At 61.9% G+C, this 26,749-nt stretch carries 30 protein-coding genes and 1 pseudogene; 21 read left to right on the forward strand and 10 right to left on the reverse strand.

Annotated elements, in window-relative coordinates; translation table 11 throughout:
- The first annotated feature begins 184 nt into the window (after window positions 1–184).
- From gshB to PSH80_RS25245, 7 genes are all read left to right on the forward strand, one after another.
- Complete coding sequence (gshB, locus tag PSH80_RS25215) at window positions 185–1,138, forward strand: glutathione synthase (RefSeq protein ID WP_029300457.1); 954 nt, start codon at window positions 185–187, stop codon at window positions 1,136–1,138.
- A gap of 77 nt (window positions 1,139–1,215) precedes the next feature.
- Complete coding sequence (locus tag PSH80_RS25220) at window positions 1,216–2,115, forward strand: energy transducer TonB (protein WP_115129202.1); 900 nt, start codon at window positions 1,216–1,218, stop codon at window positions 2,113–2,115.
- 100 nt (window positions 2,116–2,215) lie between these two features.
- Window positions 2,216–2,785, forward strand: coding sequence for a YqgE/AlgH family protein (locus PSH80_RS25225; protein ID WP_057960883.1), 570 nt, complete (start codon window positions 2,216–2,218; stop codon window positions 2,783–2,785).
- Window positions 2,785–3,222 carry a Holliday junction resolvase RuvX gene (ruvX, locus tag PSH80_RS25230; RefSeq protein ID WP_305418623.1) on the forward strand — a complete coding sequence of 146 codons (438 nt, stop codon included), beginning with the start codon at window positions 2,785–2,787 and terminating at the stop codon, window positions 3,220–3,222. The genes PSH80_RS25225 and ruvX overlap by 1 nt, the downstream gene beginning before the upstream one ends.
- An 82-nt stretch (window positions 3,223–3,304) precedes the next feature.
- Entirely contained in the window at window positions 3,305–3,811 is a 507-nt protein-coding gene (gene pyrR / locus PSH80_RS25235) for a bifunctional pyr operon transcriptional regulator/uracil phosphoribosyltransferase PyrR (protein ID WP_057444186.1), read from the forward strand.
- Between the two features lie 24 nt (window positions 3,812–3,835).
- Window positions 3,836–4,840 (forward strand): aspartate carbamoyltransferase catalytic subunit, encoded by a 1,005-nt coding sequence (locus tag PSH80_RS25240; protein ID WP_057440370.1) that lies wholly within the window; start codon window positions 3,836–3,838, stop codon window positions 4,838–4,840.
- Window positions 4,837–6,108: a dihydroorotase gene (locus PSH80_RS25245; RefSeq protein ID WP_057440371.1), complete on the forward strand. Its 1,272-nt coding sequence runs from the start codon at window positions 4,837–4,839 to the stop codon at window positions 6,106–6,108. Before PSH80_RS25240 ends, PSH80_RS25245 begins: the two co-directional genes overlap by 4 nt.
- 162 nt (window positions 6,109–6,270) lie before the next feature.
- Here PSH80_RS25245 and PSH80_RS25250 read toward each other — a convergent pair whose 3' ends face one another.
- Window positions 6,271–6,699, reverse strand: coding sequence for a TM2 domain-containing protein (locus PSH80_RS25250; RefSeq protein ID WP_057440372.1), 429 nt, complete (start codon window positions 6,697–6,699; stop codon window positions 6,271–6,273).
- A 249-nt stretch (window positions 6,700–6,948) separates the two neighbouring features.
- On the opposite strand from PSH80_RS25250, the gene PSH80_RS25255 reads away from it, so the two are divergent.
- Window positions 6,949–7,584 carry a C40 family peptidase gene (locus PSH80_RS25255; RefSeq protein ID WP_057440373.1) on the forward strand — a complete coding sequence of 212 codons (636 nt, stop codon included), beginning with the start codon at window positions 6,949–6,951 and terminating at the stop codon, window positions 7,582–7,584.
- Between the two features lie 118 nt (window positions 7,585–7,702).
- On the opposite strand, the gene PSH80_RS25260 is transcribed toward PSH80_RS25255, so the two are convergent.
- Complete coding sequence (locus tag PSH80_RS25260; RefSeq protein ID WP_120734288.1) at window positions 7,703–8,737, reverse strand: type IV pilus twitching motility protein PilT; 1,035 nt, start codon at window positions 8,735–8,737, stop codon at window positions 7,703–7,705.
- Between the two features lie 57 nt (window positions 8,738–8,794).
- On the opposite strand from PSH80_RS25260, the gene PSH80_RS25265 reads away from it, so the two are divergent.
- The 9 genes and pseudogenes from PSH80_RS25265 to PSH80_RS25305 all read left to right on the forward strand — a co-directional run bounded on the left by PSH80_RS25265 (window position 8,795) and on the right by PSH80_RS25305 (window position 15,446).
- A complete protein-coding gene (locus PSH80_RS25265) occupies window positions 8,795–9,481 on the forward strand; it encodes a YggS family pyridoxal phosphate-dependent enzyme (protein ID WP_057960885.1) in 687 nt (228 codons plus the stop codon).
- 33 nt (window positions 9,482–9,514) lie between these two features.
- On the forward strand, window positions 9,515–10,333 hold the full coding sequence (proC, locus tag PSH80_RS25270; protein WP_057440375.1) for a pyrroline-5-carboxylate reductase: 819 nt from the start codon (window positions 9,515–9,517) through the stop codon (window positions 10,331–10,333).
- A gap of 9 nt (window positions 10,334–10,342) precedes the next feature.
- The gene (locus tag PSH80_RS25275) at window positions 10,343–10,933 is read left to right on the forward strand and encodes a YggT family protein (RefSeq protein WP_057440376.1); all 591 of its coding nucleotides are present in this window, start codon (window positions 10,343–10,345) and stop codon (window positions 10,931–10,933) included.
- Between the two features lie 154 nt (window positions 10,934–11,087).
- Window positions 11,088–12,228 (forward strand): annotated as a pseudogene (locus PSH80_RS25280) (homoserine O-acetyltransferase).
- Between the two features lie 7 nt (window positions 12,229–12,235).
- Window positions 12,236–12,856, forward strand: coding sequence for a methionine biosynthesis protein MetW (gene metW, locus PSH80_RS25285; protein WP_029300485.1), 621 nt, complete (start codon window positions 12,236–12,238; stop codon window positions 12,854–12,856).
- A 21-nt stretch (window positions 12,857–12,877) separates the two neighbouring features.
- Window positions 12,878–13,312 carry a DUF4426 domain-containing protein gene (locus PSH80_RS25290; protein ID WP_029300487.1) on the forward strand — a complete coding sequence of 145 codons (435 nt, stop codon included), beginning with the start codon at window positions 12,878–12,880 and terminating at the stop codon, window positions 13,310–13,312.
- Window positions 13,309–13,905 (forward strand): RdgB/HAM1 family non-canonical purine NTP pyrophosphatase, encoded by a 597-nt coding sequence (gene rdgB / locus PSH80_RS25295; protein ID WP_027606096.1) that lies wholly within the window; start codon window positions 13,309–13,311, stop codon window positions 13,903–13,905. Before PSH80_RS25290 ends, rdgB begins: the two co-directional genes overlap by 4 nt.
- On the forward strand, window positions 13,902–15,104 hold the full coding sequence (hemW, locus tag PSH80_RS25300) for a radical SAM family heme chaperone HemW (protein ID WP_225923823.1): 1,203 nt from the start codon (window positions 13,902–13,904) through the stop codon (window positions 15,102–15,104). Before rdgB ends, hemW begins: the two co-directional genes overlap by 4 nt.
- An 18-nt stretch (window positions 15,105–15,122) precedes the next feature.
- The gene (locus PSH80_RS25305; protein WP_029300493.1) at window positions 15,123–15,446 is read left to right on the forward strand and encodes a DUF3392 domain-containing protein; all 324 of its coding nucleotides are present in this window, start codon (window positions 15,123–15,125) and stop codon (window positions 15,444–15,446) included.
- 138 nt (window positions 15,447–15,584) lie between these two features.
- Here the strand turns inward: PSH80_RS25305 and trmB are convergent, their stop codons facing one another.
- From trmB to PSH80_RS25325, 4 genes are all read right to left on the reverse strand, one after another.
- A complete protein-coding gene (trmB, locus tag PSH80_RS25310) occupies window positions 15,585–16,310 on the reverse strand; it encodes a tRNA (guanosine(46)-N7)-methyltransferase TrmB (RefSeq protein ID WP_057440379.1) in 726 nt (241 codons plus the stop codon).
- Window positions 16,311–16,319: 9 nt separating this feature from the next.
- Window positions 16,320–17,114, reverse strand: coding sequence for a thiazole synthase (locus tag PSH80_RS25315; protein WP_017845016.1), 795 nt, complete (start codon window positions 17,112–17,114; stop codon window positions 16,320–16,322).
- Window positions 17,115–17,169: 55 nt separating this feature from the next.
- Window positions 17,170–17,370, reverse strand: coding sequence for a sulfur carrier protein ThiS (thiS, locus tag PSH80_RS25320; RefSeq protein WP_162947777.1), 201 nt, complete (start codon window positions 17,368–17,370; stop codon window positions 17,170–17,172).
- 71 nt (window positions 17,371–17,441) lie between these two features.
- Complete coding sequence (locus PSH80_RS25325) at window positions 17,442–17,822, reverse strand: DUF423 domain-containing protein (protein ID WP_057440381.1); 381 nt, start codon at window positions 17,820–17,822, stop codon at window positions 17,442–17,444.
- A 74-nt stretch (window positions 17,823–17,896) separates the two neighbouring features.
- Between PSH80_RS25325 and mtgA the strand changes: the two genes are divergently transcribed.
- Window positions 17,897–18,619 (forward strand): monofunctional biosynthetic peptidoglycan transglycosylase, encoded by a 723-nt coding sequence (gene mtgA / locus PSH80_RS25330; protein ID WP_057960890.1) that lies wholly within the window; start codon window positions 17,897–17,899, stop codon window positions 18,617–18,619.
- Window positions 18,620–18,767: 148 nt separating this feature from the next.
- Here the strand turns inward: mtgA and rpoH are convergent, their stop codons facing one another.
- From rpoH to ftsY, 4 genes are all read right to left on the reverse strand, one after another.
- Window positions 18,768–19,622, reverse strand: a complete 855-nt coding sequence (rpoH, locus tag PSH80_RS25335; RefSeq protein ID WP_003176698.1) for an RNA polymerase sigma factor RpoH — start codon at window positions 19,620–19,622, stop codon at window positions 18,768–18,770.
- Window positions 19,623–19,751: 129 nt separating this feature from the next.
- A complete protein-coding gene (ftsX, locus tag PSH80_RS25340; RefSeq protein WP_057440383.1) occupies window positions 19,752–20,774 on the reverse strand; it encodes a permease-like cell division protein FtsX in 1,023 nt (340 codons plus the stop codon).
- Window positions 20,771–21,442 (reverse strand): cell division ATP-binding protein FtsE, encoded by a 672-nt coding sequence (gene ftsE / locus PSH80_RS25345; RefSeq protein WP_003213784.1) that lies wholly within the window; start codon window positions 21,440–21,442, stop codon window positions 20,771–20,773. The genes ftsX and ftsE overlap by 4 nt, the downstream gene beginning before the upstream one ends.
- Window positions 21,439–22,866 carry a signal recognition particle-docking protein FtsY gene (gene ftsY, locus PSH80_RS25350; RefSeq protein WP_128593391.1) on the reverse strand — a complete coding sequence of 476 codons (1,428 nt, stop codon included), beginning with the start codon at window positions 22,864–22,866 and terminating at the stop codon, window positions 21,439–21,441. Before ftsY ends, ftsE begins: the two co-directional genes overlap by 4 nt.
- Before the next feature lie 341 nt (window positions 22,867–23,207).
- Here ftsY and PSH80_RS25355 point away from each other — a divergent pair, with 341 nt between their 5' ends.
- From PSH80_RS25355 to rsmD, 3 genes are read left to right on the forward strand one after another with little or no spacing between them, the layout of a single operon-like run.
- Complete coding sequence (locus PSH80_RS25355) at window positions 23,208–24,563, forward strand: pitrilysin family protein (protein ID WP_057440385.1); 1,356 nt, start codon at window positions 23,208–23,210, stop codon at window positions 24,561–24,563.
- Window positions 24,556–26,046, forward strand: coding sequence for a pitrilysin family protein (locus tag PSH80_RS25360; protein WP_128593390.1), 1,491 nt, complete (start codon window positions 24,556–24,558; stop codon window positions 26,044–26,046). The genes PSH80_RS25355 and PSH80_RS25360 overlap by 8 nt, the downstream gene beginning before the upstream one ends.
- A complete protein-coding gene (gene rsmD / locus PSH80_RS25365) occupies window positions 26,046–26,663 on the forward strand; it encodes a 16S rRNA (guanine(966)-N(2))-methyltransferase RsmD (RefSeq protein WP_057960893.1) in 618 nt (205 codons plus the stop codon). The genes PSH80_RS25360 and rsmD overlap by 1 nt, the downstream gene beginning before the upstream one ends.
- The last annotated feature ends 86 nt before the right edge of the window (window positions 26,664–26,749 follow it).

Below are 26,749 nucleotides of genomic sequence, written 5' to 3' on the forward strand. Positions count from 1 at the left end.
GGCCTGGGACCAGCGCCAAAACCCTTGCCGTGCAAGGGCCGACACGCCATGGCAGCCTTTTTAGCACAGACTGGGAAGGCAATCTATCGGCCGACCGGCAAGGTGGTTTTTCCTTGACCCACAACAGCCGCAGCGCCACTCTGACGCCACTTTTATGCGCCCTTATTTGTTAGAGGAATTCCCCATGAGCGTTCGCGTCGGCATTGTCATGGACCCTATCGCCAGCATCTCCTATAAAAAGGATAGCTCGCTGGCCATGCTGCTCGCCGCCCAGGCCCGCGGCTGGACCCTGTTCTATATGGAGCAGCGCGACCTTTACCAGGGCGACGGCGAGGCGCGGGCGCGGATGCGCCCCTTGCAGGTGTTCGCCAACCCAGAGAAGTGGTTTGAGCTGCAAGACGAGATCGACAGCCCCCTGAGCGACCTGGACGTGATCCTGATGCGCAAGGATCCGCCGTTCGACATGGAGTTCGTCTACTCCACCTACCTGCTGGAGCAGGCCGAGCGCGCCGGCGTGCTGATCGTCAACAAGCCGCAGAGCCTGCGCGACTGCAACGAAAAGCTGTTCGCCACCCTGTTCCCGCAGTGCACGCCACCGACCGTGGTCAGCCGCCGCGCCGATGTATTGCGTGAATTTGCCGCCAAGCATGGCGATGTGATCCTCAAGCCGCTGGACGGCATGGGCGGCACCTCGATCTTCCGTCACCGCGCGGGCGACCCGAACCTGTCGGTGATCCTTGAGACCCTGACCGCCCTCGGCACCCAGCAGATCATGGGCCAGGCCTACCTGCCAGCGATCAAGGACGGCGACAAGCGCATCCTGATGATCGACGGCGAGCCGGTGGATTACTGCCTGGCACGCATCCCGGCGGCCGGCGAGACCCGTGGCAACCTCGCGGCCGGTGGTCGTGGCGAAGCCCGCCCGCTAAGCGACAAGGACCGCTGGATCGCCGCCCAGGTTGGCCCAACCCTGCGGGAAAAGGGCCTGCTGTTTGTAGGCCTTGACGTAATTGGCGAGCACCTGACCGAAATCAACGTGACCAGTCCCACCTGTATCCGCGAAATAGACAACGCGTTCGGCACCAATATCGGCGAAATGCTCATGGCAGCAATTGCCGACAAGCTACAAGCCAAGTGACATAGAACAGCCAGATGTAAACCAACATTGCGCTATCATGCGCCACCCGTGAGACGCGCGATGTTGGTTTTCCTGTTATGACGCTTCCGTCCGACCTGCCCCCCCAATTCACCCATAGCGGCGTACGCCCGGCTGATCGGCTCGGATTTACCCTGTTCCTGGCAGCGCTGATTCATTTGGCGTTGATCCTTGGCCTGGGCTTCACCTTCGTCGAACCCCAGCAGATCAGCAAAACCCTGGAAATCACCCTCGCCACCTTCAAAAGTGAAAAAAAGCCCGAAAAGGCTGACTTCCTGGCCCAGGACAATCAGCAGGGCAGCGGCACCCTGGATAAAAAGGCGGTGCCCAAGACCACCGAAGTGGCGCCCTTCCAGGACAACAAGATCAATAAGGTCACCCCGCCTCCAGCGGCCAAGCCTGAGGTCAAGCAGGCCGCGCCCAAGGCCGCCGTCGCCACCGTTGCGCCAAAACCCCAGAAGGCCGTGACCCAGCGCGAAGCCGTGAAGACCGAGCCTACGCCAAGCAAACCCGCCCCCACATTTGACAGCTCGCAGCTTTCCAGCGAAATCTCCAGCCTGGAAGCCGAACTGGCCAACGAACAACAGCTGTACGCCAAGCGCCCGCGCATCTACCGGCTCAATGCCGCCTCCACCATGCGCGACAAAGGCGCCTGGTATAAGGACGAATGGCGCAAAAAGGTCGAGCGCATCGGCAACTTGAACTACCCGGACGAGGCCCGTCGCCAGCAGATCTACGGCAACTTGCGCCTGCTGGTGTCGATCAACCGCGACGGCTCCCTGTATGAAGTGCTGGTGCTGGAGTCCTCCGGCCAGCCATTGCTGGACCAGGCGGCGCAGCGCATCGTGCGCCTGGCCGCACCGTTCGCCCCGTTTACCGGTGACCTGAACGATATCGACCGCCTGGAAATCATCCGCACCTGGCGTTTTGCCAAAGGCGACCGGCTTTCCAGCAACTGACCACTGCAAGCTCGCGCCTACACGGGAAACAAATCCGCTAACCGTATTCCTACACATCCCCAGCTTGTCAGTTCGCCCCTCCAACGCCACACTAGCGGACATGAAAAATGTCAGCCCGACTTACCTCAAGCACCAATTCCTGATCGCCATGCCCCATATGGCCGACCCGAACTTTGCGCACACCTTGACCTATATCGTCGAGCACACGGCCAATGGCGCCATGGGGCTGGTGGTCAACCGCCCGCAAAGCCTGAACCTGGCGGATATCCTTGAGCAACTGCGCCCGGAGATCGACCCGCCCGCCAGTTGCCAGGCAGTGCCGATCTATTTCGGCGGCCCGGTGCAGACGGACCGGGGTTTTGTGCTGCATCCCAGCGGCCCGACGTTCCAGGCCACTGTCGACCTGGAGGGCGTGTCCCTGTCCACCTCCCAGGACGTGCTGTTTGCCATCGCCGATGGCGTCGGCCCGCAGCAGAGCCTGATTACCCTGGGCTACGCGGGTTGGGAAGCCGGGCAACTGGAAGAAGAACTGGCCAATAATGCCTGGCTGACCTGCCCGTTCGATGCCGACATTCTGTTCAATACCGCCAGCGAACTGCGCCTGAATGCCGCGGCCAAGCAGTTGGGGGTCAACCTCAACCTGCTGACCAGCCAGGCGGGGCACGCCTGATGGCCTTGCGACTGATCCTCGGGTTTGACTACGGCACCAAGCAGATCGGCGTGGCCGTGGGCCAGGTCATCACCGGCCAGGCCCGCGAGCTGTGTACCTTGAAGGCGCAAAACGGCACTCCGGACTGGAATCAGGTCGAAGCCCTGATCAAGGAATGGAAGCCCGACGCGGTGGTGGTCGGCCTGCCGCTGAACATGGACGGCACCCCCAGCGACATGTGCCTGCGTGCCGAAAAGTTCGCCCGTCGCCTCAATGGCCGCTACAACCTGCCCTTCTATACCCACGATGAGCGCCTGACGACCTTCGAGGCCAAGGGTGAGCGCCGCGACCGTGGCGGGCAGAAAGGCAGCTACCGCGACAACCCGGTCGACGCCATTGCCGCCGCCTTGCTGTTGCAGGGCTGGCTGGATGAAAACACTGCTTTATTTGAATCCTGACTGACGCGGCTTGCCGCGTCTTCTTACGTTTGAGCCCGGACTTTGTCAGCGTCACGCTGGCCGAGCCCTTGAAGGAGCCACCATGAGCCTGCCCAATCCCGCCGAACTGATCAGCCAGATGGCGATTCGCCTCAAGGCCCATCTGCAACACCGCGCCATCAGCGAGCCGCGCTTCATCGGCATCCGCACCGGCGGTGTGTGGGTCGCCCAGGCGTTGCTGCAAGAGCTGGGCAGTGACTCGCCCCTGGGCACCCTGGACGTGTCCTTCTACCGCGATGACTTCAGCCAGAACGGCCTGCACCCGCAAGTGCGCCCGTCAGCCCTGCCGTTCGAGATCGAAGGCCAGCACCTGGTGCTGATTGATGACGTGCTGATGAGCGGCCGCACCATCCGGGCCGCCATGAACGAGCTGTTCGACTACGGCCGCCCGGCCAGCATCACCCTGGTCTGCCTGCTCGACCTCGAGGCTGGCGAACTGCCGATCAGCCCGGATGTGGTGGGCGCGACCCTGTCGCTTTCAGCCCAGCAGCGGGTAAAATTGTCCGGTCCCACGCCGCTCGAACTCGAACTGCAAGACCTCGCCCTTTAAACCGCCTTGTAAAGAGTCCCCGCGATGACGCCTCTAGATGCCAAGCGCCCGCTGCAGCTCAACGCTCAGGGCCAGCTGCAACACTTCCTGTCCCTCGACGGCCTGCCCCGCGAATTGCTCACCGAAATCCTCGACACTGCCGACTCGTTCCTTGAAGTCGGCGGCCGAGCGGTGAAGAAAGTCCCGCTGCTGCGCGGCAAAACCATTTGCAACGTGTTCTTCGAGAACTCGACGCGCACCCGCACCACCTTCGAACTGGCAGCCCAGCGCCTGTCAGCCGACGTGATCACCCTGAACGTCTCCACCTCGTCGGCGAGCAAGGGCGAAACCCTGCTCGACACCCTGCGTAACCTGGAGGCCATGGCGGCCGACATGTTCGTGGTGCGTCATGGCGACTCGGGCGCGGCACACTTTATCGCCGAGCACGTGTGCCCGCAGGTGGCGATCATCAACGGCGGCGATGGCCGCCACGCCCACCCGACCCAGGGCATGCTCGACATGCTCACCATCCGTCGGCACAAGGGTGGCTTTGAAAACCTCTCGGTGGCCATCGTCGGCGATATCCTGCATTCGCGGGTAGCGCGCTCGAACATGCTGGCCCTGAAAACCCTGGGCTGCCCGGATATCCGCGTGATTGCACCGAAAACCCTGCTGCCGGTAGGCATCGAGCAATACGGGGTGAAGGTCTACACCGACATGGCCACGGGCCTGAAGGATGTGGACGTGGTGATCATGCTGCGCCTGCAACGCGAGCGCATGGCCGGTGGCCTGCTGCCCAGCGAAGGCGAGTTCTACCGCCTGTTCGGCCTGACCACCGCGCGCCTGGCCGGTGCCAAGCCGGATGCCATTGTCATGCACCCCGGCCCGATCAACCGCGGGGTGGAGATTGAGTCGGCGGTGGCCGACGGGCCGCACTCGGTGATTCTCAACCAGGTTACCTACGGCATCGCCGTACGCATGGCCGTGCTGTCCATGGCCATGAGCGGGCAAACCGCCCAACGTCAATTCGAGCAGGAGAACGCCCAGTGAAGCTCAGCATTCTCGGCGCCCGAGTCATCGATCCGGCCAGCGGCCTGGATCAAGTCACTGATCTGCACCTGGAAGCTGGCAAGATCATTGCCATTGGCGCCGCCCCCAGCGGTTTCAGCCCGGTTCAGAGCATCGACGCCAAAGGCCTGGTGGCTGCTCCCGGCCTGGTAGACCTGAACGTCGCCCTGCGCGAGCCGGGCTACAGCCGCAAAGGCAGCATCGCCAGCGAAACCCGCGCCGCCGCTGCCGGCGGTGTCACCAGCCTGTGCTGCCCGCCACAGACCAAACCGGTGCTGGACACCTCGGCCGTGGCCGAGCTGATCCTTGACCGTGCCCGCGAGGCCGGCAATTGCAAAGTGTTCCCCATCGGCGCCCTGAGCAAAGGCCTGGATGGCGAACAACTGGCGGAGCTGATTGCCCTGCGCGACGCGGGTTGCGTGGCCTTCGGCAATGGCCTGGAAAGCTTCCGCAGCACCCGCACCCTGTGCCGCGCCCTGGAATACGCAGCCACCTTCGACCTGACGGTGATCTTCCACTCCCAGGACCACGACCTGGCTGAAGGCGGCCTGGCCCATGAAGGCCCTACCGCCAGCTTCCTCGGCCTGGCAGGCATCCCGGAAACCGCAGAAACCGTAGCCCTGGCCCGTGACCTGCTGCTGGTGGAACAAAGCGGGGTGCGTGCGCACTTCAGCCAACTGACCAGCGCCCGGGGCGTGGCCCTGATCGCCCAGGCCCAGGCCCGCGGCTTGCCGGTGACCGCCGATGTGGCGTTGTACCAGTTGATTCTGACCGATGAGGCGTTGATCGACTTCTCCAGCCTGTACCACGTGCAACCGCCACTGCGCACCCGCGCCGACCGCGACGGTTTGCGCGCAGCGGTGAAGTCCGGGGTGGTTTCGGCGATCTCCAGCCATCACCAACCCCACGAGCGGGATGCCAAGCTGGCCCCATTTGGCGCGACAGAGCCTGGGATCAGCAGCGTCGAGTTGCTGCTGCCGCTGGCGATGACCCTGGTGGAAGATGGGTTGCTGGACTTGCCAACGCTGCTGGCACGCCTGAGCTCAGGCCCGGCCCAAGCGCTGCGCCTGCCGGCGGGCAAGCTGGCGGTGGGTTCTGCGGCGGACCTGGTGCTGTTTGATCCGGCCAGCTCCACCGTGGCTGGCGAGCAGTGGCTGTCTCGGGGTGAAAACTGCCCATTCATCGGCCATAGCTTGCCGGCGACTGTGCGCTACACCCTGGTGGATGGACGGATCAGCTACCAGGCCTGATCCGCTCTAAAGTGGGCACGGTCAAAAATGTAGGAGCCAGCTTGTGTGGGAGCTGGCTTGCCTGCGATTGCATCACCTCAGTGCCACTGACATACCGAGGTGCCCGCATCGCAGGCAAGCCTGCTCCCACATTTGACCGTGCCCACATGAGCCTAGCCAGGCTTAGCGCCCGCCCAGCCGCTCGGCATTGCGGATCGAAACCTGCGTATTCAGCGTCCAGAAGTCATACAGCACGCCGACCAGGAACAAGCCGCCCGTTACCAGATACAACAGGCCGGTGAGCCATTTGCCCTGATACATGCGGTGCAAGCCAAACACCCCAAGAAACGTCAGAAGAATCCAGGCCACGTTGTACTCGATCGGCCCGGCGGTAAAACGCAGGTCGGCTTCACGGTCCATCGCCGGGATCAGGAACAGGTCGATCAGCCAGCCAATACCCAGCAAACCAAAGGTGAAGAACCAGATCGTCCCGGTCACCGGCTTGCCGTAGTAAAAGCGGTGTGCCCCGGTAAAACCGAAGATCCAGAGCAGGTAACCGATCACCTTGCTATGGGTGTCCTGTTGCGAAACATCCTGTCGATAGGTGTTCATGAATGACCTCTTTAGCCTCGATAGATAAATATTTCTGGTTTCTTTGTGACTTTTTTACAGGCACCCGACGTACGGCAAATGTTATCGTCGCTTCCCTCAAAGCCTTATACCGCCTGACTTGTGTAGGACAATTGCGACAGTTCGTCGCGGTTTTCCTGATTTTGACGTCAAGGTTCAGTCGACAGACGGCCTGAGAAAGACACTAAAAGCTGTTATAAAGTTGCGCGCAAACCAACAAGAGCCTGCCTTATGCGACCATTTTTAAAGACATGGCTAACCATTTGCCTATTGATGCCACTGGCCGCCCACGCCACCAATCGTGAGCAACGACTTCCGAACGTTAATGGTTTTACCCCTAAAGTTCACGCCACTACCACCTCCGCCAAATCGGCAAAGCTCACCGTCAAGCGCCCGACTCAGCTGAGCAAGGCCAACGTTAAAGCAGTTCCGGGCCTGGTAGCGAGCAATAACCAGCAAAGCAGCAAAGTCTTGAGCCGTGCCGTCAACGTGCTCGGTACCCCTTATCGTTGGGGCGGCAGTAGCCCAAGTAAAGGCTTTGATTGCAGCGGCCTGGTGAAATACGCCTTCAATGATGTGGCTGCAGTGGATTTGCCACGCACCTCCAACGCCATGGCCAGCGGCCACGGGCAGAAGGTCGATCGCAAGGATCTGAAGCCCGGCGACCTGTTGTTCTTCAAGCTCAAGAGCCGCCAGGTCAACCATGTTGCCATCTACCTGGGCAACGACCGCTTTATCCACGCACCGCGCCGTGGCAAGTCGGTCAGCATCGACACCCTGAAAAAGCCGTTCTGGAACAAGAACTACGTGATTGCCAAGCGCGTGCTGCCCAAAGAGCAGAACAACCTGCGGATTGTGCAGCGCTGACAGTAAATGCAAATGTGAATGCTGGCTTGTGTGGGAGCTGGCTTGCCTGCGATAGCATCACCTCAGTGTGACTGACACACCGAGTTGCCTGCATCGCAGGCAAGCCAGCTCCCACATCCTATATATCTGCGGGCACCCGCGCCTGCTCCCGGGCCTCTTCAAGCCTGACCAGTCCCTGACTGACCAACCCCTTCAAGCTCATATCCAACGTCTTCATCCCCAGCGCCCCGCCCGTCTGAATCGCCGAATACAACTGCGCCACCTTGTCCTCGCGGATCAGGTTGCGGATCGCCGGTGTGCCGAGCATGATTTCATGGGCCGCCACGCGCCCGCCGCCGACTTTCTTCAGCAACACCTGGGACACCACCGCCTGCAGCGATTCCGAGAGCATCGAGCGGACCATGGCCTTTTCCCCCGCCGGAAACACATCCACCAGCCGATCCACGGTTTTCGCCGCCGAACTGGTGTGCAGGGTGCCAAACACCAAGTGCCCGGTTTCCGACGCCGTCAGGGCCAGGCGGATGGTTTCCAGGTCGCGCAACTCGCCAACCAGGATCACATCCGGGTCTTCGCGCAACGCCGAACGCAGGGCCGTCGAGAAACTGTGGGTGTCGCGGTGCACCTGGCGTTGGCTGATCAGCGCTTTACGCGGTTCGTGGACAAACTCGATAGGGTCTTCAAGGGTCAGGATGTGCTGCTGACGGGTGCTGTTGAGGTAATCGACCATCGCCGCCAGGGTGGTGGACTTGCCCGAGCCCGTGGCACCAGTCACCAGCACCAGCCCTCTGGGCAATTCGGCGATGCGCCGGAATATGTCCCCCAGCCCCAGGGCTTCCAGGCTCTGGACCCGAGAGGGGATCGCACGGAACACCGCCCCCAGCCCCCGGTGCTGGCAGAACACGTTGGCGCGAAAGCGCGCGACGCCAGGCAAATCGAAGGAAAAATCCGTTTCAAGAGATGTTTCGAAATCCTTTTGCTGGTGTTTATGGAGGATCGGGCTGAGCAAGTCCGCTACTTGCGTAGCACTCAGCACCGGCCAATCCAGTGGCAGTACCTCGCCATCGACGCGCATCCTCGGCGCCAAGCCTGCCGACAGATGCAGGTCGGAGGCGCCCTGGCTGACGCTTGCGGCCAGCAGTTCAGTGATGTCCATAGGGCTATCCATTTCCAGTAGAATGCCGCGGACTCCATATCCGCGGGCGCAACTTTAATGTCGACCATAGCAGACAATATCGGCCTGGTTACCGAGCGGATCCGTGCCGCGGCCCAGGCCGTGCAACGCGATGAAACCAGCGTGCACTTGCTGGCCGTGAGCAAGACCAAACCCGCGCAAGCCGTGCGCGAAGCCTACGCCGCCGGGATGCGCGACTTCGGCGAGAACTACCTGCAGGAAGCCCTGGGCAAACAGGCCGATTTAACCGATCTGCCCTTGAGTTGGCACTTCATCGGCCCCATTCAATCGAACAAGACACGCGCTATCGCCGAGAACTTCGCTTGGGTGCATTCCGTGGACCGCCTGAAAATTGCCCAACGCCTGTCCGAACAACGCCCGGCCGACCTGCCGCCGCTCAATATCTGCATTCAGGTCAATGTCAGTGGCGAAGCCAGCAAGTCCGGCTGTACACCCGCCGACCTGCCAGCGCTGGCCGAGGCGATCCAGGCCCTGCCCCGCTTGAAGCTGCGCGGCCTGATGGCGATCCCCGAGCCCACTGACGACCGTGCACAGCAAGATGCGGCGTTTGCCGCAGTGCGTGACTTGCAAGCGAGCCTGGACCTGGGGCTCGACACACTTTCCATGGGCATGAGCCATGACCTTGAGTCGGCCATTGCCCAAGGGGCCACCTGGGTGCGGATCGGTACCGCGCTGTTTGGTGCCCGCGACTACGGCCAGCCATGAAATGGCTGACTTCCATCTGAGTAAGGACCTGTCATGAGCAGCACGCGTATAGCCTTTATCGGCGCCGGTAACATGGCGGCCAGCCTGATCGGTGGCCTGCGGGCCAAGGGCCTGCAAGCCTCGCAGATTCGCGCCAGCGATCCGGGCGCCGAGACCCGTGCCCGGGTGAGCGCAGAACACGGTATCGAAACCTTCGCCGACAACGCCGAAGCCATCCAGGGCGTCGACGTGATCGTACTGGCGGTCAAGCCACAGGCCATGAAAGCCGTGTGCGAAGCCTTGCGCCCAAGCCTGGCGCCGCAGCAACTGGTGGTGTCGATTGCCGCCGGTATCAACTGCGCCAGCATGAACAACTGGCTCGGCGCCCAGCCCATCGTGCGCTGCATGCCCAACACCCCATCGCTGCTGCGCCAGGGTGTCAGCGGCCTGTACGCCACCGCCCAAGTGAGCGCCGCCCAGCGTGAGCAGGCCCAGGAGCTGTTGTCGGCCGTGGGTGTGGCCCTGTGGCTGGAAGAAGAGCAGCAACTGGACGCCGTCACCGCCGTGTCCGGCAGTGGCCCGGCGTATTTCTTCCTGCTGGTCGAAGCCATGACCGCCGCCGGCGTGAAGCTGGGCCTGCCACGGGAAATCGCTGAGCAACTGACCCAGCAAACCGCCCTCGGCGCCGCACATATGGTGGTCTCCAGCGATGTGGATGCGGCCGAATTGCGTCGGCGCGTGACCTCGCCCAATGGCACCACACAGGCGGCCATCGAATCATTCCAGGCCGGGGGCTTTGAAGCCCTGGTCGAAAAAGCACTGGGTGCCGCCGCGCACCGCTCGGCTGAACTTGCCGAACAACTGGGTCAATAAGGAGCCAATATGATTGGTTTGAACACCGCTGCCGTCTATGTACTGCAAACCCTCGGCAGCCTTTACCTGCTGATCGTGCTGTTGCGCTTTGTCCTGCAACTGGTACGCGCCAACTTCTACAACCCGCTCTGCCAATTCGCCGTGAAGGCCACCCAGCCGCTGCTCAAGCCGCTGCGCCGGGTAATCCCGAGCCTGTTCGGCCTGGACATGTCGTCGCTGGTGCTGGCGATCCTGGTGCAACTGGCGCTGATGGCCCTGACGCTGCTGCTGACCTACGGCACCATGGGCAACTTCCTGCAACTGCTGGTCTGGGCCCTGATCGGCGTGACCGCGCTGTTCCTGAAGATTTTCTTCTTTGCACTGATCATCAGCGTGATTCTGTCCTGGGTCGCACCGGGCAGCCATAACCCTGGCGCCGAACTGGTCAACCAGATCTGCGAGCCGGCCCTGGCGCCATTCCGCAAGATCCTGCCGAACCTCGGCGGCCTGGATATCTCGCCGATCCTCGCGTTCATGGTACTCAAGCTCCTGGACATGCTGGTGATCAACAACCTGGCGGCAATGACCATGATGCCGGACATCCTGCGCTTGCTGATCTGACGACTGTTTGCGGGCTGCGCAGGACAACATGTGGGGGCAGGCAAGCCCCCACATTTTTGTAACTGTGTCTTGAAGTGAATCCATGCAGGCCTTCGCTTGCCGCTAGGCCCCCCGCTCTTTAGACTTACGCCTCATTTAAACGAGAGCAGGGTCGATGCCAACTGCCTTTCCCCCCGATTCTGTTGGACTGGTCGTGCCCCAAGTGGCGCACTTCAGCGAACCCCTGGCCCTGGCCTGCGGGCGGTCGCTGCCGGCCTATGACCTGATCTATGAAACCTACGGTGCGTTGAACGCCACGGCCAGCAACGCCGTGCTGATCTGTCACGCCCTGTCGGGCCATCATCACGCCGCCGGCTACCACAGCGCCGACGAGCGCAAGCCCGGCTGGTGGGACAGCTGCATCGGCCCTGGCAAACCCATCGACACCAACAAGTTCTTTGTGGTCAGCCTGAACAACCTCGGCGGCTGCAACGGCTCCACCGGCCCCAGCAGCCTCAACCCGGAAACCGGCAAGCCGTTTGGCGCCGACTTCCCGGTACTGACCGTGGAAGACTGGGTGCACAGCCAGGCACGCCTGGCCGACCGGCTGGGCATCCAGCAATGGGCAGCGGTGATCGGCGGCAGCCTGGGCGGCATGCAGGCCCTGCAATGGACCATTACCTACCCCGACCGCGTGCGCCATTGCCTGGCCATCGCCTCGGCCCCGAAGTTGTCGGCACAGAACATCGCCTTCAACGAAGTGGCGCGCCAGGCGATCCTCACCGACCCCGAGTTCCACGGCGGTTCATTCCAGGAAGCCGGGGTGATCCCCAAGCGCGGCTTGATGCTGGCGCGGATGGTCGGACATATCACCTACCTGTCGGATGACTCCATGGGCGAAAAATTCGGCCGTGGGCTCAAGAGCGAGAAGCTCAACTACGACTTCCACAGCGTCGAATTCCAGGTCGAAAGCTACCTGCGTTACCAGGGCGAGGAGTTTTCCGGGCGTTTCGACGCCAATACCTACCTGCTGATGACCAAGGCCCTGGACTACTTCGACCCGGCGGCAAACTTTGATGACGACCTGGCGAAGACCTTCGAAGGCGCCACGGCCAAGTTCTGCGTGATGTCATTCACCACCGACTGGCGCTTCTCGCCGGCCCGTTGCGCGGGAGCTGGTGGATGCGCTGATGGCTGCGCGCAAAGACGTCTGCTACCTGGAGATCGACGCACCGCAGGGCCACGATGCCTTCCTGATCCCGATCCCGCGCTATCTGCAGGCCTTCAGCAATTACATGAACCGCATAACTTTGTGAGAACGCCATGAGAGCCGACCTGGAAATCATCCAAGACTGGATCCCCGCCGGCAGCCGCGTGCTCGACCTGGGTTGCGGCGATGGCGAACTGCTGAGCTGGCTGCGCGACAACAAGCAAGTCACCGGCTATGGCCTGGAAAACGACCCGGACAACATCGCCCAGTGCGTGGCCAAGGGCATCAACGTAATCGAGCAGGACCTGGACAAGGGCCTGGGCAACTTTGCCAGCAACAGCTTCGATATCGTGGTGATGACCCAGGCCCTGCAGGCTGTGCATTACCCGGACCGGATCCTCGACGAAATGCTGCGCGTCGGCCGCCAGTGCATCATCACCTTCCCCAACTTCGGCCACTGGCGCTGCCGCTGGTACCTGGCCACCAAGGGCCGGATGCCGGTATCGGACTTCCTGCCGTACACCTGGTACAACACGCCCAATATTCACTTCTGCACCTTCGAGGACTTCGAAGCGCTGTGCAGCGGGCGCGAAGCCAAGGTGATCAATCGCCTTGCCGTCGATCAACAGCATCGCCACGGCTGGGCAAGTAAGCTATGGCCTAATCTTTTAGGTGAAATCGGGATTTATCGGGTCAGCAGTCCTGGCCTGACCGATCATCAGATTGCCGTCTAACCATTTTCGAGGAGGACGATCATGAGTCGCCTGGCTATTTTTCTACTCACCGCCTGCCTTGGCGCCAGCGCCATGGCCGCCGGCCCTATCGACAGCAATCGGCAGAAGGCGTTTGGTGATATCACCGTGCACTACAGCACCTTCACCTCCAGCTTCCTGCAACCCGAGACGGCCCAGGCCGTGGGCGTGGTGCGCAGCAAGAACAAGGGCATGATCAATGTCTCGGTGATCAAGGGCGTGGAGCCCGTGGCGGCCCAAGTGACCGGCACGATCAAGGACTTGACCGGCAAGAGTGAAATGCTGACCTTCAAGCAAATCACCGAAAAAGGCGCGATCTACTACCTCGCCCCCTACTCGGTGCCGCAGCAGGAGTTCCGCACCTTTACCATCAATGTTGAAACCGGTGGCAAAGCCCACGGCTTCAGTTTCACCCAAGAACTGTTCCCGGCCGAATAATGAACCTGACACAACTCGTACTGGCCAGCCATAACGCCGGCAAACTCAAGGAACTCCAGGCCATGCTCGGCGAATCGGTGCAACTGCGCTCGATTGGCGAGTTCAGCCAGGTGGAGCCGGAGGAAACCGGCCTGTCGTTCGTCGAGAACGCCATCCTCAAGGCCCGCAATGCCGCGCGCATTTCCGGGCTGCCGGCACTGGCCGACGACTCCGGCCTGGCCGTGGACTTCCTCGGCGGCGCCCCCGGCATCTACTCGGCGCGCTATGCCGACGGCAAAGGCGACGCGGCGAACAACGCCAAGCTGCTGGACGCCCTCAAGGACGTGCCGGACGCGATGCGCGGCGCGCAGTTTGTCTGTGTGCTGGCCCTGGTGCGGCATGCCGACGACCCGCTGCCGATTCTCTGCGAAGGTTTGTGGCACGGGCGCATCCTGCACGCGGCCAGCGGCGAGCACGGGTTTGGCTATGACCCGCTGTTCTGGGTGCCGGAGCGCAATGTGTCCAGCGCCGAACTGAGCCCCGCCGACAAGAACCAGATCAGCCACCGCGCCCGCGCAATGGATTTGCTGCGCCAGCGTCTGGGCTTGAAATGACCCAGAACACCTCCGCGCAGCCCCTGATCCTCGGTGGCGCGCAAACACCTCGGGCGGCCCTGCCAGTGCTGCCGCCCCTGGCGCTGTACATCCACATCCCGTGGTGCGTGCGTAAATGCCCCTATTGCGACTTCAACTCCCACACCGCCAGCAAGGTGCTGCCGGAAGAAGAGTATGTCGACGCGTTGCTGGCGGACCTGGATCAGGACCTGCACGCGGTGTATGGTCGCGAGCTGAGTTCGATCTTCTTTGGCGGCGGCACGCCAAGCCTGTTCAGTGCTGCGGCGCTGGGGCGGTTGCTGGAGGGCGTGGAGCAACGTATCCGGTTTGCCCGCGACATCGAGATCACCCTGGAAGCCAACCCCGGCACCTTCGAGCAAGAGAAGTTCGTCGCCTACCGCAAGCTGGGGATCAATCGCCTGTCGATTGGCATCCAGAGCTTCCAGCAGGACAAGCTCAAGGCCCTGGGCCGCATCCACAATGGCGACGAAGCCGTACGCGCCGCCGGCATGGCACGCCAGGCCGGCTTTGATAACTTCAACCTGGACCTGATGCACGGTTTGCCCGACCAATCCCTGGACGACGCCCTGGGCGACCTGCGCCAGGCGATTGCGCTCAAGCCGACCCACCTGTCGTGGTACCAACTGACCCTGGAACCCAACACTGTGTTCTGGAACCAGCCGCCGACGCTGCCGGAAGACGACACCCTGTGGGATATCCAGGAAGCCGGCCAGGCCCTGCTCGCCGAACACGGCTACGCGCAATATGAAGTCTCGGCCTACGCCCAGCCGGGCCGGCCCGCGCGGCATAACCTCAATTACTGGAGTTTTGGCGACTTTATCGGCATCGGCGCCGGCGCCCACGGCAAGCTCAGCCATCCAGACGGGCGCATCGTGCGCACCTGGAAGACCCGCGCACCGAAGGACTACCTCAACCCGGCAAAAACCTTCCAGGCCGGGTCGAAAGAGCTGACCAATGAAGAATTGCCCTTTGAGTTCCTGATGAACGCCCTGCGCCTGACCGAGGGCGTCGAAGCCAGGCTGTATGCCGAGCGCACCGGCCTGGACTTGGCCAGCCTGGAACAAGCCCGCAGGGATGCCGAACAAAGTGGCTTATTGCAGGTCGAACCGTCACGCCTGGCGGCCACGGACCGTGGGCAACTCTTTCTCAATGACCTGCTGCAGAAGTTTTTGAGCTGATCGCTCTAAGGAAATCGAATGGATCTGGTACTCGACCTGCTCGCCACCGTATCCCGCTGGAGCCGTAGCAACCTGTCGGAAATCTCCCTGGCGCTGGTAGGCTGCCTGTTGGTGCTATTCGGCGCCGATATCAAGGGTTGGGTCGAAGCACGCCTGGGCAACATCGCCGGCGCCTTGCGCGTACCGTTGATGGCCCTGCTGTGCATGATCGGCAGCGGTGCTGCGCTGATCTACGCCACACCCTGGATTGTGCGGGGGTTGAGCCAGTTCAATAACTACAGCCTGGCACCGGTGCTGTTGGTGGTGCTGGTGTTGATTGGCGTGGTTGCCGACCGCCGCTGACTCAAAGCCCACCACAAAACAACTGTGGGAGCTGGCTTGCCTGCGATGCAAGCACCTCGGTGTATCAGTGACACCGAAGTGATGCTATCGCCGGCAAGCCAGCTCCCGCAGTTAATCGCATTTCAGCTTGCTAGCTGATTACGCCAGCTTTTCGAACTTCAAATCCCAAACCCCATGCCCCAATCGCTCGCCACGGCGTTCGAACTTGGTGATCGGACGCTCGGCCGGGCGTGGTACGCACTGACCATCTTCGGCCAGGTTGCGGTAGCCAGGGGCGACGTTCATCACTTCCAGCATGTACTCCGCATACGGTTCCCAATCGGTGGCCATGTGCAGGATGCCGCCGACCTTGAGTTTGCTGCGCACCAGCTCCGCGAAGGACGCCTGGACGATACGGCGCTTGTGGTGACGGCTCTTGTGCCATGGATCCGGGAAAAACAGCATCAGGCGGTCGAGGCTGTTGTCGGCGATGCAGCGGTTGAGCACTTCGATCGCGTCGCAGTCATAGACCCGCAGGTTTTTCAGGCCCTGGGTCAGCACGCCGTTGAGCAGTGCGCCCACGCCCGGACGGTGCACTTCCACACCGATAAAGTCTTGCTCGGGCGACGCTGCAGCCATTTCCAGCAGGGAATGGCCCATGCCGAAGCCGATCTCCAGGGAGCGCGGGGCAGAACGGCCAAACACCTGGTCAAAGTCCACCGGCGCGTCAGCCAGGGGCAGGACGAACAGCGGCGCGCCTTGGTCGAGGCCCTTTTGCTGGCCTTCGGTCATGCGCCCGGCACGCATCACAAAACTCTTGATGCGGCGGTGCTTGGACTCGTCGCCTTCTTCCACGGGGTTCGGCGTTTCGTTTGATTCAGTCATCAATGGCTCTTACTTGATCAGACCATCCAGCGGCGAGGAGGCGCTGGCGTAAAGTTTTTTCGGCATACGCCCGGCGAGATACGCCAGGCGGCCGGCGACAATCGCGTGTTTCATGGCTTCGGCCATCATGATCGGCTGTTGTGCGTTGGCGATGGCCGAGTTCATCAGCACCGCTTCGCAGCCCAGCTCCATGGCAATGGTGGCATCGGACGCGGTACCGACGCCGGCATCCACCAGCACCGGGATCTTGGCTTCTTCGAGGATGATCTGCAGGTTGTACGGGTTGCAGATCCCCAGGCCAGTGCCGATCAGGCCGGCCAGTGGCATCACCGCGATGCAGCCGATCTCGGCCAGTTGGCGGGCGATGATCGGGTCATCGCTGGTGTAGACCATCACGTCGAAACCTTCCTTGACCAGGGTTTCGGCGGCCTTGAGGGTTTCGATCACGTTGGGGAACAGGGTTTTCTGGTCCGCCAGCACTTCCAGCTTCACCAGGTTGTGGCCGTCGAGCAGCTCACGGGCCAGGCGGCAGGTGCGCACGGCTTCGATGGCGTCGTAGCAACCGGCAGTGTTCGGCAGGATGGTGTAGCGATCCGGCGGCAGGATATCCAGCAGGTTCGGTTCGCCCGGGTTCTGGCCGATATTGGTGCGGCGCACGGCCACTGTCACGATTTCGGCGCCCGAGGCTTCGATAGCCAGGCGGGTTTCTTCCATGTCGCGGTACTTGCCGGTGCCTACCAGCAAACGCGACTGGTAAGTACGACCGGCCAGGACGAAGGGCTTGTCGCTACGAACGATGCTCATGGGAAATCCTCGAGTTGGGGTGAGGTTCTGCAGAATTCGGGTAGTTGCCCCGGGCCTAGCCGCCGCCGATGGCGTGGACCACTTCGACCTGGTCGCCTTCGGTGAGGGCGGTTTCGGTGTGCTGGCTACGCGGGACGATATCCTGGTTGAGCTCCACTGCGACGCGACGTCCGGTCAGTTCCAGACGGGTCAGCAGGGCCGCGACGGTTTCACCGTCGGGCAGTTCATAGGATTCGCCGTTCAATTGAATGCGCATGCCACGGGCCGCCATCGTTTTTAGGGGCCAGCATTCTAGCCTGATCGTGACCTGAAGGTCAGCTACAAGCGTCAGGCGGTCAGTTGCAGGCGCCAGGCGGCGAGCCCCAGGCACAGCCAGCCAATCAGGAACGCCAGGCCGCCAAACGGCGTGATGATCCCCAGTTTGCCGATGCCGATGGTGGTCAACAGGTACAGGCTGCCGGAGAACAACAGGATACCGATGCTGAACGACACACCGGCCCACAGCACCAGCCGCCCAGGCATATGCGCGGCCAATAAGGCCACGCCAAACAACGCCAGGGCGTGCACCAACTGGTAGGTCACACCGGTGTGGAAAATCGCCAGGTACTCAGCACTCAGGCTCTTTTTCAGGCCATGGGCGGCAAATGCGCCGAGGGCAACACCGGTAAAACCGAAAAAGGCAGCCAGCATCAGAAAGCCACGCAACATGAGGAACTCCAGTCAGACTCATTGGGCAGGGTCTGTATAATGGCCCGCTCAACGGGTTCGGCCAAGCCATCTCTATGCTGCGTGTCCTCTTCAGTCGTTTTCTCAAAGTCGTGAAATGGTTTGTCATCGGCAGTGTTTTGCTGGTGCTGCTGTTTCGTGTCGTCCCGCCGCCGTTCACCGCACTGATGGTCGAGCGCAAGATCGAATCCTGGATCGACAGCGAGCCCATTGACCTGCAACGGACCTGGGTGCCGTGGGATGAGATCTCCGATGACCTGAAAGTCGCGGTGATGGCCGGCGAGGACCAGCGCTTCCCGCAGCATTGGGGCTTTGACTTTGGTGCGATCCAGGCCGCTTTGCTGCATAACGAGCGCGGCGGTTCGATTCGCGGTGCCAGTACGCTGAGCCAGCAGGTATCGAAGAACCTGTTCCTGTGGGCCGGCCGCAGTTATTTGCGCAAGGGCCTGGAAGCCTGGTTTACCGGGTTGATCGAGATCCTGTGGCCCAAGCAGCGGATCCTTGAGGTGTACCTCAACAGCGTGGAGTGGGATGAAGGGGTATTTGGCGCAGAGGCGGCGGCGCGGCATCATTTTGGCGTGGGTGCCAAGGGACTTTCGCGGCAGCAGGCCAGCTATCTGGCCGCTGTACTGCCTAATCCACGGGTGTGGAGTGCCAGCCATCCGACGGCGTATGTGGCGCGGCGGGCGGCTTGGATTCGTCAGCAGATGGGGCAGTTGGGTGGTACCGGCTATTTGAATGAGCTGAACAGTACGCGGCAGGCGCCGAGGGCCAACTGACACCACCCAATAGGGCTGGCTGACCCACCGCGATCGCAGGCCAGCCAGCGCCTACACCCTGGACCGCGTAAGGCTTGAGGTTTCTCGGGCACGAACAAAAATGCCCCGATCTTTCGATCGGGGCATTTTTTTGGTCGTTCGCAGCGTGCTAGGCGGCGATCGACAATTTCAGCTTATTCATCGCGCTCTTCTCAAGCTGACGAATACGCTCGGCCGACACGTTGTACTTCTGCGCCAAGTCGTGCAGCGTGGCTTTTTCTTCTGCCAGCCAGCGCTGGTAGAGGATGTCACGGCTGCGGTCGTCCAGCACTTCCAGCGCTTCGTGCAGATTGTGGTTGGAGTTGTCGCTCCAATCGGCATCTTCCAGTTGACGCGCCGGGTCGTACCGGTGGTCTTCCAGGTAGTTGGCCGGCGATTGGAAAGCGCTGTCGTCGTCCGCTTCGGCGGCCGGGTCGAAGGCCATATCATGGCCGGTCAGGCGACTTTCCATCTCGCGCACTTCCCGAGGCTCCACACCGAGGCTTTCCGCCACACGGTGGACTTCCTCGTTGTTCAGCCACGCCAGGCGTTTCTTCTGGCTGCGCAGGTTGAAGAACAGCTTGCGCTGGGCCTTGGTGGTCGCCACTTTCACGATGCGCCAGTTGCGCAGGATGAACTCGTGGATTTCCGCCTTGATCCAGTGCACAGCGAACGACACCAGGCGCACACCCATTTCCGGGTTGAAGCGTTTTACAGCCTTCATCAGGCCGACGTTGCCTTCCTGGATCAGGTCAGCCTGGGCCAGGCCGTAGCCGCTATAGCTACGGGCGATATGTACGACAAAACGCAGGTGGGCGAGCACCATCTGCCGAGCCGCCCCCAAATCCTGCTCATAGTAGAGACTCTCGGCCAGTTCACGCTCCTGCTCAGGCGTCAGCAATGGAATGCTGTTGACCGTGTGCACATAAGCCTCCAGGTTCGCACCCGGGACCAGAGCATAAGCAGGTTGCAAAGAAGTGGTCATACGAAAAAACCTCCGACTCACATAACTCGTGCAGTTCAGCACTGCGAAAATTGACCGGGAACCGTAGGACAAGTTCCCTAAACCACTGATACGGTCAATACAAACGAAACCACATTAATCTGACATTAACTACTTCGGCGCCAGCTCACGTAGATGCCGTGCGACCGCAATCCAAGCACCGATATACCCCAACAACACCGCGCCAAGCAAGAGTGATAGACCATCGGCCGCAGGTACGCCAGCCAGGGCAAAGTCACTGCCATACAATCCGGCCAGGCCGACTACCGCGTCGTTCAGCCAATCCAGGCCAAACGCCAGGACGCCCCAGGACAGAATCCCCGCACCGAAGCCATAAAGCGCGCCCATATATAGAAAAGGACGACGCACATAGCTGTCTGTGCCGCCGACCAGTTTAATCACTTCTATCTCGGTGCGGCGGTTTTCAATATGAAGACGAATGGTATTGCCTATCACCAAAAGTAATGCAGAAACCAGCAACACCGTCAGGCCGAAGACAAACCGGTCGCCCAGCTTGAGAATCGCCGCCAGACGCTCGACCCACACTAAATCAAGCTGCGCCTGTTGCACCTTGGGCAGTTCAGCCAATTTTTGTCTTAATGCTTCAAGGGCCGTCTTGTCGATTTCATTGGGCGTGACCAGCACAACCCCCGGCAGCGGGTTCTGCGGCAGCTCCTTGAGCGCCTCACCCAAGCCGGACTGTTGCTGGAACTCTTCCAGCGCCTGGTCGCGGCTGATGTACTCGGCATCCGCCACACCCGGCAGGTTCTTGATCTGCTCGCGCAAGGCCTCGCCTTCAGTGGCGCTGGCATCCAGTTGCAGGTACAGGGAAATCTGCGCCGCGCGCTGCCAGGAACCGCCCAGGCGCTCGACATTATTCAGCAGCAACGACAAACCCATCGGCAGGCTCAACGCCACGGCCATCACCAGGCAGGTGAAGAAGCTGCCAATCGGCTGCTTGCCCAGGCGGCGCAGGCTGTCCACCAGGCTGGCGCGATGGCTTTCGATCCAGGCGTGCAGCAAGGTGCTGAAGTCAGGACCGTCATCATCGTCGCGTTTCTTTTTCTGCGGTTGCGGGTCGGCGGCTTTCGGCGCCACGCGCTCGGAAACTTTAGGGCTGCGTGTGGCACTCATACGCCAGCCTCCCCGTCACCGATCAGGCGCCCGCGCTGCAGGGTCAACATGCGATGGCGCATACGCGCGATCAATGCCAGGTCGTGACTGGCAATCAGCACACTGGTGCCCAGGCGGTTGATGTCTTCAAAGACCCCCATGATCTCCGCCGCCAGGCGCGGGTCGAGGTTACCGGTGGGTTCGTCCGCCAGCAGCAAGGCCGGGCGATGGACGATGGCGCGGGCAATGCCGACGCGCTGTTGCTGGCCGGTGGACAGGTCGCCGGGATACAGGTCGGTCTTGTCCGACAGCGCCACGCGCTCCAGGGCCGAATCCACACGCTTGACGATCTCGGCCTTGGACAGCCCGAGGATCTGCAATGGCAGGGCGATGTTATTGAACACCGTGCGATCGAACAGCAACTGGTGGTTCTGGAACACCACGCCGATCTGCCGGCGCAGGAACGGGATCTGCGCATTGCTGATGGTGGCCAGGTCCTGGCCTGCCAGCAGCAGTTTGCCGGTGGTCGGGCGCTCCATGGCCAGCAGCAGGCGCAGCAACGTACTTTTGCCGGCCCCGGAATGACCGGTGACAAACAAGAACTCGCCACGGCGCACCCGGAAACTCAGCTCATGCAAGCCGACATGCCCGTTGGCGTAGCGCTTGCCCACCTGTTCAAAACGAATCATGAACGCTCCCGCTCGGCAAACAGTGCCTGGACAAAGGGTTCGGCCTCAAACGTGCGCAGGTCATCAATACCTTCGCCTACACCGATATAACGAATCGGCAGCCCGAATTGTTTAGCCAGGGCGAAAATCACCCCACCCTTGGCCGTGCCATCGAGCTTAGTCAACGCCAGGCCAGTCAGTTGGACTGTCTGGTTGAATTGCTTGGCCTGGCTGATGGCGTTCTGCCCAGTACCGGCGTCCAGCACCAACAGCACCTCGTGCGGCGCGTCGGCGTCGAGCTTGCCCATCACCCGGCGGACTTTCTTCAACTCTTCCATCAAGTTGTCTTTGGTATGCAGGCGACCAGCGGTATCGGCAATCAGTACGTCGATGTTGCGGGCCTTGGCGGCCTGCACTGCGTCGAAGATCACCGAGGCGGAATCGGCACCGGTGTGCTGGGCGATCACCGGGATCTTGTTGCGCTCGCCCCACACCTGCAATTGCTCTACGGCGGCGGCGCGGAAGGTGTCACCGGCGGCGAGCATGACTTTCTTGCCTTCCAGTTGCAGCTTCTTCGCCAGCTTGCCGATGGTGGTGGTCTTGCCGGCGCCGTTGACGCCGACCACCAGGATCACAAAGGGTTTTTTCTCGGTAATCACCAGCGGCGCTTCCACCGGCTTGAGCATGGCAGCCAGTTCGGCCTGCAATGACTTGTAAAGCGCGTCGGCGTCGGTGAGCTGCTTGCGCGCCACCTTCTGGGTCAGGCTCTGGATGATCACGGCAGTGGCTTCGACGCCCACGTCAGCGGTCAGCAGGCGGGTCTCGATATCTTCGAGCAACTCGTCATCAATGATCTTCTTGCCCAGGAACAGGCTGGCCATGCCTTCGCCGATGCTCGCGCTGGTCTTGCTCAGGCCTTGCTTGAGGCGGGCGAAGAAGCCGGTCTTACTGGTTTCAGCAGGTACAGCGACGGGTTCGGCGACCACCGCAACGGGCTCGGCAACCACTGGCTCGACCACCAACGGCGCCGGCTCAACGACAACGGGCTGGGGCTCGACGGCGACCTGGACCGGCTCCACCACCACAGGGATCGGCGGCGTCACATGTTCGGCCTGCACATCCTCGACCAACGCAACAGGTTCTTCAGCCACCGGCAATGGCGGCCACGGCTTATGCTCTGGCTCTGGCTCTGGCGCAGCCTCCACCTCCGGCTGCAAGACCGGCTCGGCGATAGGCAGCACCACCGGCGCTGGCGTCTCGACGACAGGCTCGGCCACGGGCTCAATCGCCGGTTCCGCTTGCAGAACAGGCTCAGGCACCGGCTCGGGTTGGACTTGCGGCTGTTCGACGACGGTTTCCTGCGGCTTTTTGCGCAGCCATCCGAACAGGCCTTTTTTCTCGCCAGCCGCAGCTGGGCTCTTCTTGTCGTCGTTGGAACCAAACATGGAGGACGGCTATCTCACGGTAGCGACGCGCCAAGGAGGCGCCTCGGTAAATAATATTCGATGCGCAACAGACTGTTTTTTAGCCAGCTTGTTCATGCGCAGCATTTTGTGAGGCGTGAATACAGCCTCAACAAATCGATTCAATATAGGACTGAAGCGATAAAATCGGCGAAAAGCGAATTAAAACCGGGGAAACCCACGGATAACTCCATCTTTACGACGACTGGATCCGAAACGATATGACAGCCGCAGTGGCCGCCGCTAATACGGATCAGTATCCTAGCACCTCCTCGCCCGCCGACGCTAAGACCAAGCGGGCAGCCCAACAGGTTTAAAAACGAATGAATGCTCTAGCCCGCCGCGCCGCAGGCCTGCTGCTCAGCACAGTTTGTCTGCCCCTTTCAGCCTTGGCTGCCGACCCACAACCCACCCATGAATTCACCCTGGACAACGGCCTCAAGGTCGTCGTGCGCGAAGACCATCGCGCCCCGGTGGTGGTCTCGCAGGTCTGGTACAAGGTCGGCTCCAGCTATGAAACCCCTGGCCAGACCGGTTTGTCCCACGCCCTGGAACACATGATGTTCAAGGGCAGCTCCAAGACCGGCCCCGGCGAAGCCTCGTTGATCCTGCGCGACCTGGGCGCCGAAGAGAACGCCTTCACCAGCGACGACTACACCGCCTACTACCAAGTGCTGGCCCGCGACCGCCTGGGCGTGGCCCTGGAGCTGGAAGCCGACCGCATGGCCACCCTGCGCCTGCCGGCCGACGAATTCAGCCGCGAGATCGAAGTCATCAAGGAGGAGCGCCGCCTGCGCACCGATGACAATCCGATGTCCAAGGCCTTCGAACGCTTCAAGGCCATGGCCTACCCGGCCAGCGGCTATCACACGCCGACCATCGGCTGGATGGCCGACCTGGACCGCATGAAGGTCGAGGAACTGCGCCACTGGTACCAATCCTGGTATGTGCCGAACAACGCCACCCTGGTGGTGGTCGGCGACGTGACCCCGGACGAGGTGAAAACCCTGGCCCAACGTTACTTCGGCCCGATCCCCAAGCGTGACGTACCACCGGCGAAAAAGCCCCTGGAACTGGCCGAGCCGGGCGAACGCCTGCTGACCATGCATGTGCAGACGCAGCTACCGAGCGTCATCCTCGGCTTCAACGTACCGGGCCTGGCCACCGCCGAAGACAAGCGCTCGGTCAACGCCCTGCGCCTGATCTCGGCACTGCTCGATGGCGGCTACAGCGCGCGCATCCCGAGCCAGCTGGAACGCGGTGAAGAATTGGTGTCGGCTGCCTCGACCAGCTACGACGCCTACACCCGCGGCGACAGCCTGTTCACCTTGAGCGCCACCCCCAACCAGCAGAAGAAGAAAACCGTGGCCCAGGCCGAAGCCGGGCTCTGGCGCCTGCTGGATGAACTCAAGGCCAAGCCACCGACCGCCGAGGAACTGGAGCGTATTCGCGCCCAGGTCATTGCCGGGTTGGTCTACGAGCGTGACTCCATCACCAGCCAGGCCACAGCCATTGGCTCCCTGGAAACGGTCGGCCTGTCGTGGAAACTCATGGACACCGAGCTTGCCGAACTGCAAAGCGTGACGCCCGAAGACATCCAGAAGGCCGCGCGCACGTATTTCACCCGCGAACGCCTGAGTGTCGCCCATGTCATGCCACAGGAGAGCACTCATGAGTGATCGCAAAAACAACCGCCTGGTGCTGCCTGGCCTGATCGTCGTGACTCTGGTGGCGGCAGTCGCGGTGTATATCGGTCGCCCGGACGACTCCGTTGCCAGCCCGGCGCTGGAGCAGGCCAAGTCCAGCAAGACCCTGCAATCCCTGGCAGAACTGGACGGCAAGAACCCGACCAACCGCCAGCTCAACGTGCAGACCTGGAACACCGCCGAAGGCGCCAAGGTGCTGTTCGTCGAAGCCCACGAACTGCCGATGTTCGACATGCGCATCCTGTTCGCTGCCGGCAGCAGCCAGGACGGCAACACGCCGGGCCTGGCCCTGCTGACCAACGCCATGCTCAACGAAGGCGTGCCGGGCAAGGATGTGGGGCAGATTGCCGCCGGTTTTGAAGGCCTGGGGGCGGATTTCAGCAACGGCGCCTACCGCGATATGGCGCTGGTGTCGCTGCGCAGCCTCAGTGCCGCCGACAAGCGCGAGGCCGCCATTACGCTGTTTGACCAGGTGATCGGCCAGCCGACCTTCCCCGCCGACTCCCTGGCGCGGATCAAGAACCAGTTGCTGGCCAGCTTCGAGTACCAGAAGCAGAACCCGGGCAAGCTGGCGAGCATCGAGCTGTTCAAGCGCCTGTACGGCGATCATCCCTATGCGCACCCGAGCGAAGGCACGCCCGAGAGCGTTCCGGCCATTACCCAGGCACAGCTGAAGGCATTCCACGCCAAGGCCTACGCCGCCGGTAACGCGGTGATCGCGATGGTCGGCGACCTGTCCCGTGCTGACGCCGAAGCCATGGCAGCCAAGGTGTCCGCATCCCTGCCCAAGGGCCCGGCACTGGCGAAGATCGCCGAGCCGACCGAGCCCAAGGCCGGCCTGGGGCACATCGAGTTTCCCTCCAAGCAGACGCACCTGTTGTTCGCACAACTGGGCATCAACCGTGCCGATCCGGACTACGCGGCCCTGTCCCTGGGCAACCAGATCCTTGGCGGCGGTGGCTTTGGCACCCGTTTGATGAGCGAAGTGCGCGAGAAGCGCGGCCTGACCTATGGCGTGTACTCGGGCTTTTCGCCGATGCAGGTGCGTGGTCCGTTCATGATCAACCTGCAGACCCGCGCCGAGATGAGCGGCGGCACCTTGCGCCTGGTGGAGCAAGTGCTGGCCGACTACCTCAAGACCGGGCCGACGCAAAAAGAACTGGATGACGCCAAGCGCGAACTGGCCGGCAGCTTCCCGCTGTCCACTGCGAGCAACGCCGATATCGTCGGGCAACTGGGCGCCATGGGTTTCTACAACCTGCCGCTCAACTACCTGGAAGATTTCATGAAGCAATCCCAGGCCCTGACTACCGAACAGGTCAAGGCCGCAATGAACAAGCACTTGAGCAGCGATAAAATGGTGATCGTGACCGCTGGTCCCACCACCGCGCAAAAGCCACTACCGCCCCCCACTGATAAACCTGCCGAGCAGCCGCTCGGGGTTCCGGAGCATTAATGGCTAGTCCATCCCGCCCTAAAAAACCTGTCCATAACGTGCATAACGGTGTGGGCCAGCTGCGCATCATTGGCGGCCAATGGCGCAGCCGCAAGCTGAGCTTCCCCGATGTCGTGGGCCTGCGCCCGACCCCGGACCGGGTCCGCGAAACCCTGTTCAACTGGCTCGCGCCGTACATCGAAGGGGCCAAGGTGCTTGACCCGTTCGCCGGCAGCGGCGCGCTGTTCCTCGAGTCCCTGTCCCGTGGCGCCGCCCTGGGCCAGGCGCTGGACGCGAGCAACGTGGCGGTTTCCAGCCTGCGCGAACACCTGGGCACCCTGCGTTGCACCACCGGTCACGTCCAAACCGCCGATGCCCTGCGCTACCTGGAAACCCAGCCAGCCAGTGCATTCGACGTGGTGTTCCTCGACCCGCCGTTCAACCAGAACCTGTTGCCAACCGTCTGCGCGCTGCTGGAAGAGCGCCAGTGGCTGGCCGATGACGCCTGGGTCTACACCGAAAGCGAAACCGCGCCGTCGACCCTGGGCCTGCCGGGCAACTGGCGCCTGCACCGCGAACAAAAATCCGGGCGGGTGTATTACGCGTTGTGGCAACGTACGGTCCAGACCGCTGACTAAATAACGTGGCAAGCCACTTTACTGTGGCGAGCGGGCTTGCCCGCGTTGGGTTGCGCAGCGACCCTAGAAAATGGGACTGCTGCGCA

This window comes from Pseudomonas sp. FP818, assembly GCF_030687335.1.
In the GTDB taxonomy this organism is placed as follows: Bacteria; Pseudomonadota; Gammaproteobacteria; order Pseudomonadales; family Pseudomonadaceae; genus Aquipseudomonas; species Aquipseudomonas shahriarae.

What these genes read in the sequence shown, in the direction of transcription:
- gshB (WP_029300457.1), top strand. Translation starts at nt 185, where the DNA reads ATGAGCGTTCGCGTCGGCATTGTCATGGACCCTATCGCCAGCATCTCC.
- PSH80_RS25220 (WP_115129202.1), top strand. Translation starts at nt 1,216, where the DNA reads ATGACGCTTCCGTCCGACCTGCCCCCCCAATTCACCCATAGCGGCGTA.
- PSH80_RS25225 (WP_057960883.1), top strand. Translation starts at nt 2,216, where the DNA reads ATGAAAAATGTCAGCCCGACTTACCTCAAGCACCAATTCCTGATCGCC.
- ruvX (WP_305418623.1), top strand. Translation starts at nt 2,785, where the DNA reads ATGGCCTTGCGACTGATCCTCGGGTTTGACTACGGCACCAAGCAGATC.
- pyrR (WP_057444186.1), top strand. Translation starts at nt 3,305, where the DNA reads ATGAGCCTGCCCAATCCCGCCGAACTGATCAGCCAGATGGCGATTCGC.
- PSH80_RS25240 (WP_057440370.1), top strand. Translation starts at nt 3,836, where the DNA reads ATGACGCCTCTAGATGCCAAGCGCCCGCTGCAGCTCAACGCTCAGGGC.
- PSH80_RS25250 (WP_057440372.1), bottom strand. Translation starts at nt 6,699, where the DNA reads ATGAACACCTATCGACAGGATGTTTCGCAACAGGACACCCATAGCAAG.
- PSH80_RS25255 (WP_057440373.1), top strand. Translation starts at nt 6,949, where the DNA reads ATGCGACCATTTTTAAAGACATGGCTAACCATTTGCCTATTGATGCCA.
- PSH80_RS25260 (WP_120734288.1), bottom strand. Translation starts at nt 8,737, where the DNA reads ATGGACATCACTGAACTGCTGGCCGCAAGCGTCAGCCAGGGCGCCTCC.
- PSH80_RS25265 (WP_057960885.1), top strand. Translation starts at nt 8,795, where the DNA reads ATGTCGACCATAGCAGACAATATCGGCCTGGTTACCGAGCGGATCCGT.
- proC (WP_057440375.1), top strand. Translation starts at nt 9,515, where the DNA reads ATGAGCAGCACGCGTATAGCCTTTATCGGCGCCGGTAACATGGCGGCC.
- PSH80_RS25275 (WP_057440376.1), top strand. Translation starts at nt 10,343, where the DNA reads ATGATTGGTTTGAACACCGCTGCCGTCTATGTACTGCAAACCCTCGGC.
- metW (WP_029300485.1), top strand. Translation starts at nt 12,236, where the DNA reads ATGAGAGCCGACCTGGAAATCATCCAAGACTGGATCCCCGCCGGCAGC.
- PSH80_RS25290 (WP_029300487.1), top strand. Translation starts at nt 12,878, where the DNA reads ATGAGTCGCCTGGCTATTTTTCTACTCACCGCCTGCCTTGGCGCCAGC.
- hemW (WP_225923823.1), top strand. Translation starts at nt 13,902, where the DNA reads ATGACCCAGAACACCTCCGCGCAGCCCCTGATCCTCGGTGGCGCGCAA.
- PSH80_RS25305 (WP_029300493.1), top strand. Translation starts at nt 15,123, where the DNA reads ATGGATCTGGTACTCGACCTGCTCGCCACCGTATCCCGCTGGAGCCGT.
- trmB (WP_057440379.1), bottom strand. Translation starts at nt 16,310, where the DNA reads ATGACTGAATCAAACGAAACGCCGAACCCCGTGGAAGAAGGCGACGAG.
- PSH80_RS25315 (WP_017845016.1), bottom strand. Translation starts at nt 17,114, where the DNA reads ATGAGCATCGTTCGTAGCGACAAGCCCTTCGTCCTGGCCGGTCGTACT.
- thiS (WP_162947777.1), bottom strand. Translation starts at nt 17,370, where the DNA reads ATGCGCATTCAATTGAACGGCGAATCCTATGAACTGCCCGACGGTGAA.
- PSH80_RS25325 (WP_057440381.1), bottom strand. Translation starts at nt 17,822, where the DNA reads ATGTTGCGTGGCTTTCTGATGCTGGCTGCCTTTTTCGGTTTTACCGGT.
- mtgA (WP_057960890.1), top strand. Translation starts at nt 17,897, where the DNA reads ATGCTGCGTGTCCTCTTCAGTCGTTTTCTCAAAGTCGTGAAATGGTTT.
- rpoH (WP_003176698.1), bottom strand. Translation starts at nt 19,622, where the DNA reads ATGACCACTTCTTTGCAACCTGCTTATGCTCTGGTCCCGGGTGCGAAC.
- ftsX (WP_057440383.1), bottom strand. Translation starts at nt 20,774, where the DNA reads ATGAGTGCCACACGCAGCCCTAAAGTTTCCGAGCGCGTGGCGCCGAAA.
- ftsE (WP_003213784.1), bottom strand. Translation starts at nt 21,442, where the DNA reads ATGATTCGTTTTGAACAGGTGGGCAAGCGCTACGCCAACGGGCATGTC.
- ftsY (WP_128593391.1), bottom strand. Translation starts at nt 22,866, where the DNA reads ATGTTTGGTTCCAACGACGACAAGAAGAGCCCAGCTGCGGCTGGCGAG.
- PSH80_RS25355 (WP_057440385.1), top strand. Translation starts at nt 23,208, where the DNA reads ATGAATGCTCTAGCCCGCCGCGCCGCAGGCCTGCTGCTCAGCACAGTT.
- PSH80_RS25360 (WP_128593390.1), top strand. Translation starts at nt 24,556, where the DNA reads ATGAGTGATCGCAAAAACAACCGCCTGGTGCTGCCTGGCCTGATCGTC.
- rsmD (WP_057960893.1), top strand. Translation starts at nt 26,046, where the DNA reads ATGGCTAGTCCATCCCGCCCTAAAAAACCTGTCCATAACGTGCATAAC.